The organism is Falsiroseomonas bella, from assembly GCF_003173615.1.
Classification (GTDB): Bacteria; Pseudomonadota; Alphaproteobacteria; order Acetobacterales; family Acetobacteraceae; genus Falsiroseomonas; species Falsiroseomonas bella.
In genome coordinates this window covers 37,798-44,506 of the sequence record NZ_QGNA01000003.1, presented here as the reverse complement: position 1 = coordinate 44,506, position 6,709 = coordinate 37,798, and the positions used below count along the sequence as shown (strand labels likewise).

General features: G+C 69.7%; 6 protein-coding genes. 2 read left to right on the top strand and 4 right to left on the bottom strand.

What is annotated here, in order from left to right:
* Positions 1–336 precede the first annotated feature (336 nt).
* A complete protein-coding gene (locus tag DFH01_RS12860) occupies positions 337–915 on the top strand; it encodes a toxin-activating lysine-acyltransferase (protein WP_109870886.1) in 579 nt (192 codons plus the stop codon).
* Between the two features lie 77 nt (positions 916–992).
* Here the strand turns inward: DFH01_RS12860 and DFH01_RS12855 are convergent, their stop codons facing one another.
* Entirely contained in the window at positions 993–2,525 is a 1,533-nt protein-coding gene (locus DFH01_RS12855; RefSeq protein ID WP_199231226.1) for a tryptophan halogenase family protein, read from the bottom strand.
* Between the two features lie 96 nt (positions 2,526–2,621).
* Between DFH01_RS12855 and DFH01_RS12850 the strand changes: the two genes are divergently transcribed.
* A complete protein-coding gene (locus DFH01_RS12850; RefSeq protein WP_146217053.1) occupies positions 2,622–3,329 on the top strand; it encodes a DUF6445 family protein in 708 nt (235 codons plus the stop codon).
* 43 nt (positions 3,330–3,372) lie between these two features.
* Here the strand turns inward: DFH01_RS12850 and DFH01_RS12845 are convergent, their stop codons facing one another.
* From DFH01_RS12845 to DFH01_RS12835, 3 genes are read right to left on the bottom strand one after another with little or no spacing between them, the layout of a single operon-like run.
* Positions 3,373–4,353 carry a Bug family tripartite tricarboxylate transporter substrate binding protein gene (locus DFH01_RS12845; RefSeq protein ID WP_109870884.1) on the bottom strand — a complete coding sequence of 327 codons (981 nt, stop codon included), beginning with the start codon at positions 4,351–4,353 and terminating at the stop codon, positions 3,373–3,375.
* Positions 4,350–5,231 (bottom strand): amidohydrolase family protein, encoded by an 882-nt coding sequence (locus tag DFH01_RS12840; RefSeq protein WP_109870883.1) that lies wholly within the window; start codon positions 5,229–5,231, stop codon positions 4,350–4,352. Before DFH01_RS12840 ends, DFH01_RS12845 begins: the two co-directional genes overlap by 4 nt.
* Entirely contained in the window at positions 5,228–6,622 is a 1,395-nt protein-coding gene (locus DFH01_RS12835; protein WP_109870882.1) for a phenylacetate--CoA ligase family protein, read from the bottom strand. The genes DFH01_RS12840 and DFH01_RS12835 overlap by 4 nt, the downstream gene beginning before the upstream one ends.
* Positions 6,623–6,709 lie beyond the last annotated feature (87 nt).

Genomic DNA, 6,709 nt, shown 5'->3' with positions numbered 1-6,709 from the left:
GTACGAACGCCTCCCTGTACCGGCACGCCAGCGCAGCTGCCGGCAAGGCGGCCGCGCATCGATGCTCGGACGGTCGCGACCGACGGGTCGCTCACCGATACGCCCGCCGGCGAAAGCGGACGTTGCGTATCAAACCCCAGATCGCGACTGTAATTGTTCGTGACCGGACCGGTCAACGAAGCTCTGGAACAGTCGGCGAACGCACCGGCTTGACATCCCTGACCAGCCAGCGTCACCGTCCCCAGGCATCCGATCCTGTGGCGCGCAGAGGCCGTCGACGGGCTTCATGACCGTCCTGTCGCGTCTCGCCGCCACGCAGCCGTACGGGCAACGCCGATGAACGCGGGCACGAACGATTCCGCCGAGGGCTCCGCTGCCGCCGGCGCCGCGGCGGCGCAGCAGCTGGACCCTGAGGTGGCGCGCAAGATCGCCCAGGTGCGGTCGGCCGTGCGCGAGAACTTCGGCAAGGCGGTGATGGCGATGATGATGCTGCCGCGCTACCGCTCGCAGATGCTGGCCGACCTGCAGCACCTCGTGCTCGACCCGATGCTGCGCGACCGCCTGGCCATCGCCTACCCGCCGAAATCCGACGCGGCGCCCGCACCCGACATGGCCGGCTTCGCGATATGGGCGAGCGTGTCCGAAGAGGTCGATGCGCGCATCCGCGAGCAGGTGAAGGCCGGCGTCTTCCCAGTCCGGCTGAAGGGCGAGGACTGGACCAGCGGCCCGATCAACTGGCTGCTCGACGTCGTCGCGACCGACAAGGCCACCACGGCCGCGGTGATCGCCAGCTTCCGTCAGGTGGCGAAGTCGGGCGAACTGCGGCTCCATCCGCTGATCACGCGGCTGGTCGAACCCGAGCTCCTGGAAAAGATGGGGGCGCGCAAGACCGAACCTGCCGCCCAGCCCGGCTGAGCTCCCTCGCGGCGGCGGAGCGGCGGGCGGCCCGCCAGCGGCTCGGTGCGCCGGCGCGACATGCACAGCATAATCGTTTACCGCGCGGCGCGCGCCGTCGGCTGCTCGCTGGGGACCGATCCCTCGTCCCCGACCAGCCGCACAAGGTAGGATGCGTGGTCCGAAAGGGCCGCGACCTGCTCGCTCGTCTCACGCTCGTTCATCGCGATGTAGCCGGCGAGGTCGGCGGCGGAGGCGGCATCAACCATCGGGTGATGCCCCGCAGGCCGCAGCCCCTGGCCCCACATCACCTGCAGCCAGCTCGGCACGTCGAAGAGCTCCATGTTCTGCCGCACGATCCGGCCAGAGGTGCGGAACATCTCCAGCTTTTCCTGCAGGCTGTCGGGGATCGCCATGGCCCGGCAGTAGCGCCAGAACTCCGAACCGTCTCGCTCCGTGACGTGGTAGTGCAGGATCAGGAAGTCGCGCACGGCGGTGAATTCCCAGTCGAGCTGCCGGTTGAACTCCCGTACCAGCACCGGGTCGCATTGCGGATCCGGGAAGAGCGACAGAAGCCGCGCGATGCCAGCCTGAATCAGGTGGATGCTGGTCGATTCGAGAGGCTCCAGAAAGCCGCTGGCAAGCCCCAGCGCGATGCAGTTCTTCTTCCAGATCTCCCGGCGCTTGCCGGTGAGGAAGCTCAAGGGCCGCGGATCGGCGAGCCGATCGCCGGGCAGGTTCGCCAGCAGCACGCGATGCGCTTCGTCGTCGCTGGTGAAGCTGCTGGAATAGACATGTCCGTTGCCCGTGCGATGACGCAGCGGGATATGCCACTGCCAGCCTGCCTCGCGCGCCGTCGAGCGCGTGTAGGGTTCGAGCTTGCCATCGCCGGTGGAAGGCACGGCCAGGGCGCGGTCGCATGGCAGCCAGTGCGACCAGTCCTCGAACCCGGACGCCAGAGCCTGTTCGATGATCAGCCCGCGGAAGCCCGAGCAGTCGATGAAGAGGTCGCCTTCGAGCTGTCCGCCATCGGCCAGGTCGAGCCCGCGGACGAAGCCGCTCTCGCTGTCGAGGCGGACATTGACGATCTTCCCTTCGCGCCGGATCACGCCGCGTGCCTCGGCGTAGCGGCGCAGGAACGCCGCGTAGCGCGTCGCGTCGAAATGATAGGCCGAGGCAGGCAGTCGCGCCGCGAATCCACCGGCGGGCACGCCGAACCGGTTCTCCCGCGCCGCCATGGTGTTCGGGCTGAACCGGTCGAGGGGCAGCGTGCCGCCTTCCCGACGGTAGCGCAGCCAGTAATGGTGGAACGGCACCAGGCCGATGGCCCGGCCGACCTCGCCGAAGCCGTGGAAGTAGCGCATGCCGTCGCGCCGCCAGCCGACGAACTCGATGCCGAGCTTGAACGTGCCCATGGTCTCGCGCAGGAAGGCGCGCTCGTCGAGGCCAAGGCCCGCGTTGAACAGCCGGATCTGCGGGATTGTCGCCTCGCCGACACCGACGATCCCGATCTCTTCCGATTCGACGAGGCTGACCGACAGGCGCGTGCCGAAATACTGCGACAGCGCCGCCGCAGCCATCCAGCCGGCCGAGCCGCCGCCGGCAATCACCACCCGCATCGCTTCACGCATCGCTATCCGCTCGCTTGACCAGGCCGTGCCGCAGGGGCGCGCGAGGCATGGCATGAAGCTTGCGCCGTCGAAGCGAACTCGACAACCTTGCCCGTCATGGCCTTCGCGATCGCGCCGTCCCTCACGATCGACGTCGTTCCCGTGGGAGCGTCGGGTGAGCCGGTGCTGGTGATCGACGACGTGGCGGAGGGCGCCGCGGCGTTGCGCGGCGCCGCCTGCGCCGTACGGCCGTGGCAGGCGATGCCGCCGGGCAGCTTCCCGGGCCTCCGCGCCGGTCTGCCGGCGGCCTATGCCCGGGCTCTGATCGCGCGCCTGCACAATCCCATCGTGAACAGGCTGCTCGGCGGCGGCACGATGAAGGTCGTGCGCTTCGAGTGCAGCTTCTCGATGGTGACGCTATCGCCTGCCGAGCTCACGCCGCTGCAGCGCGTGCCGCATATCGATGTCGCGCGGCCGGACAGGGTGGCAATCATGCACTTCCTGTGCGGAGCGCCATTCGGCGGCACCGCGTTCTATCGCCAGGTCGAAACCGGCCTCGAACAGGTCGGCCCGGAGACGCGCGAACGCTACATCGCCGCCCGCACTGCGGGGCTGGCGAGGCTGCGGCCCGAAGATGGATACCCCGGCGCCGACGTCCCCGGGTATGCCCGCACCGCGGCGATCGCCGCCCGGTTCAACCGCGTGCTCGCCTACCGGAGCTGCACCCTCCACAGCGGCGTGATCGAGGACACGTCGCTGCTGTCGCCAGACCCGGCTCGAGGCCGACTGGTCGCCACCTTCTTCGTGGACTACGCCCCGGCTTGAGGTCGGTGGATGCGCGTGAGCCGAAGCCGCGGGTGCCCGGCACCTACGTCGGCTTCACGCCGGCATCCCGCACCACGCGCTTCCACTTCTCCACGTCGTCCCGCAGGAAGCGCGCGAACTCGGCGGGGCCGCCGCCGCCGGGCTCGGCGCCGAGCTCCGTCATGCGCTGCCGGACGGCGGGCAGAGCCAAGGCGGCGCCGGCCGTCTGCGCCAGCTTCGCCACCGCCGCCTCCGGCGTGCGCCCTGGCGCCATCAGCCCGACCCAGGAGGTGGCCTCGTAGCCCGGCAGCACCTCGGCGATCGCCGGCACTTCGGGCGCAAGCGAGGAACGTCCGGCGCTGGTGACGCCGAGCGCCCGCAATGCGCCACGCTGCACATGCGGCCACACCGTCGTCATGTTGTCGAACATCATGCTGACGCGGCCGGCGAGCAGATCGGTCACAGCGGGCGCGCTGCCGCGATAGGGCACATGAGTCATCTGCGTGCCGGTCATCAGCTTGAACAGCTCGCCCGCCAGGTGGATCGAGGACCCGATGCCGCTGCTCGCGAAGGTCAGCTGATCGGGGCGCGCGCGCAGCAGCGCGATCAACTCCTGCACGGTGCGCGCCGGAACGTCCGGATAGACCACCAGCATGTTCGGAAAGCTCGCAACCAGCACGACGGGCGCGAAGTCGGTGAGCGTGTCGTAGCCGACATCGGGGCGCACCGCCGGCAGCACGGAGTTCACGCTGGCCGTGCCCATCAGGATCGTGTGGCCGTCCGGCGTCGCGCGGGCCACGGCTGTTGCGCCGATCGCGCCGGTGGCGCCTGCGCGGTTCTCCACGATGACGGGCTGGCCGAGGTCCCGCGCCATGGGTTCGGTCAGCAGCCGCGCCATCAGATCCGTCGCGCCGCCCGGCGGGAACGGAACCACGATCTGCACCTGCCGGCTGGGGAAGGCCCCTTGCGCAGAGGCGGGAGCGGGCAGGATCCCGGCGACCACTGGCGCCAGCAGCGCGGCACGGCGCGTCAGTGCGTTCTTCATCGCGTTTCCTCTCCCAGACCGAAGTAGCGCTCGGCATTGCGGTGCAGGACCTTGGCGAGGATCTCCTCTTCGAAGCCCATGCGCTGCCAGTCCTCGATCAGCTTCGCGTGGCGCAGGACCGGGAAGTCGCAGCCGAACATGACGCGATCCTGCAGCCAAGTGGCGATCGCCTTGCGCAACTCCGGGCTGTAGCGGCGCGGCCCCCAGCCATGCAGCTCATAAGACACATTCGGCTTGTGCAGCAGCACGGCCAGCATCTCGTCCTGCCATGGCCAGGCCGGACGAGCCGCGAGGATCCGCAGTCCGGGATAGCGCGCCGCAACATGGTCGATGTGCCGCGGATGCCCGTTGTCGAGCTCGATACCGTCGCCGCCCGGCAGGCCCTGGCCGATGCCGGTCAGGCCGGTGAGGATCATCACCGGCGTGCCTGCCGCCTGCGCCGCCTGATAGAACACGTCCCAGCGCGGATCGCTGGGCGGGACGCCCGTGACCTGCCCGTTCACGCAAAGCCCGACGAAGCCGGCGCCCGCGCCGAGCGCGCGTTCGAACTCCTTGATCGACTCATAGGCGCGGCGAGGATCGAACTGCAGCCAATGACCGGCGATGGCGTCCGGACGACGACGCGCCAGGTCGAAGGCGTAGTCGTGCTCCTCCCGCATGCGTTCGATCGGCCAGAACTTCGGATAGGAAAGGTCCAGAATGGCGCGGGTGTCGTGCCGCACGAACTCGTCGCACATGCCGTCCTCGGTGAAATACTCCACCTTGGTGCGCCATATCGCTTCCTGCCGCGCCAGGGCCTCCGGCGTGCGGAACAGATAGCCGCGCTCGGTTCCCCAGTGCGAATGGCAGTCGAGGATACGCATGAAGCTTCCGCTCATGATGATGTCCGCAGGTCGAGCAGGCGCCGGATCTTGGACGTGCTGTCGAGGCCGGTGAGCGGTGCGAGGCTGCCACGCGGCACGACCTCCACCTCCAGCGTCACGGAGAGCGCCTCCTTCAGCCTCTGGCGCAGCGCCGCGGCGAAGGCCGTGTCGTCCACGCTCGCGTCGTGCATCTCGGCGCGCACCGTCATGCGCTCGCCGGGCTCGACGACGCAGATGAACTCGCCGCTGGCGCGCGGATCTGCGGCGACAAGCGCGCCGACGGCTTCCGGGAAGACGTTGACGCCGCGGAGCTTCACCATGCCGTCGGCGCGCCCGCGGATGCCGTCCAGCCGCCGATGCGTGGCGCCGCAGGCGCAGCGCCCGGGCATGAAGGCGGAGATGTCGTTGGTGTCGAAGCGGATCATCGGGGCGATGTGGCGGAACAGCGTGGTGACGATCACGCTGCCTGTCTCGCCGGGCGCTGCCGGACGCCGCGCGCCATCCGCCGCCTCGGCCAGCACCTCGACGGCGAAGCAGTCCTCGAAGACGTGCATGCCGTTCCGCTCGGCGCAGTCGCAGGCGACCGAGCCGAACTCGTTCATGCCGTAGGTGTCGTAGGCCGGCGCGCCCCACAGCGCTTCCAGCGCGCCGCGGTCCTCGACGCCGAGATGGCTGATCAGCCCGCGCAGCCCGAACTCGCGCGGATCCAGGCCCAGCTCGTCGCGCGCCACCAGCGCGACATGGCGGAGATAGGCGGGGAAGCCGATGAGGTGCGTGGTGCGCCAGGCGCGCATCAGCTCGATCTGCCGGCGCGTCGGCGTCTGCGATCCCGCGCCGGTCATGATCGGCACCGCGCCGGTGTATTTCTGGATACCCTCGCGCATCAGGATCCCGCCATTCGGCAGGCCGAGCGAGAGCATCACCTGCACGCGGTCGAAGGGCCGCACCCCCTGCATCCACAGGCGCCGGCCGCTCACGATGTTCATCACCTCGCGGTCGCGCGGCGCGAACATCATCGGCCGCGGCAGGCCGGTGGTGCCGCCCGAGGTCTGGAACACCAGCGGGATCGGATCGTCGGCTTCCGGGTCCACGCCCATGTAGTCGGGCCAGAGAGCATCCCGCGCCAGGCTCTCGCGCATGTCGTGAACCGAGAAAGTCGGGATCCGGCCGAGGTCGTCGAGCCCCTTTATGTCGCCGGGCTCCAGCCCCGCGGCGGACCAGCGCCGTCGGTAGAAGGGCACCTCCCAGGCGCGGGCGATCTGGCGCCGGAACGCTGCCTCCTGCCGGGCGCGCAACGCATCCTCGGACAGACGCCAGACGGTGTCGAAGAACTCCGGTGCGGGCGGGAACTCCTCGCACAGCGCGTGAAGGTCGATCGCCTCATGGTAGCGCGGCGGCAGTCTCACCCTGTTCCCTCCGCCCGCGCCGGCCTTGGCGCAAGAGCGTGGAGGCGCAAGGTCTTTGCGGATTGCGCGCGTCACGTGCGCTGATCG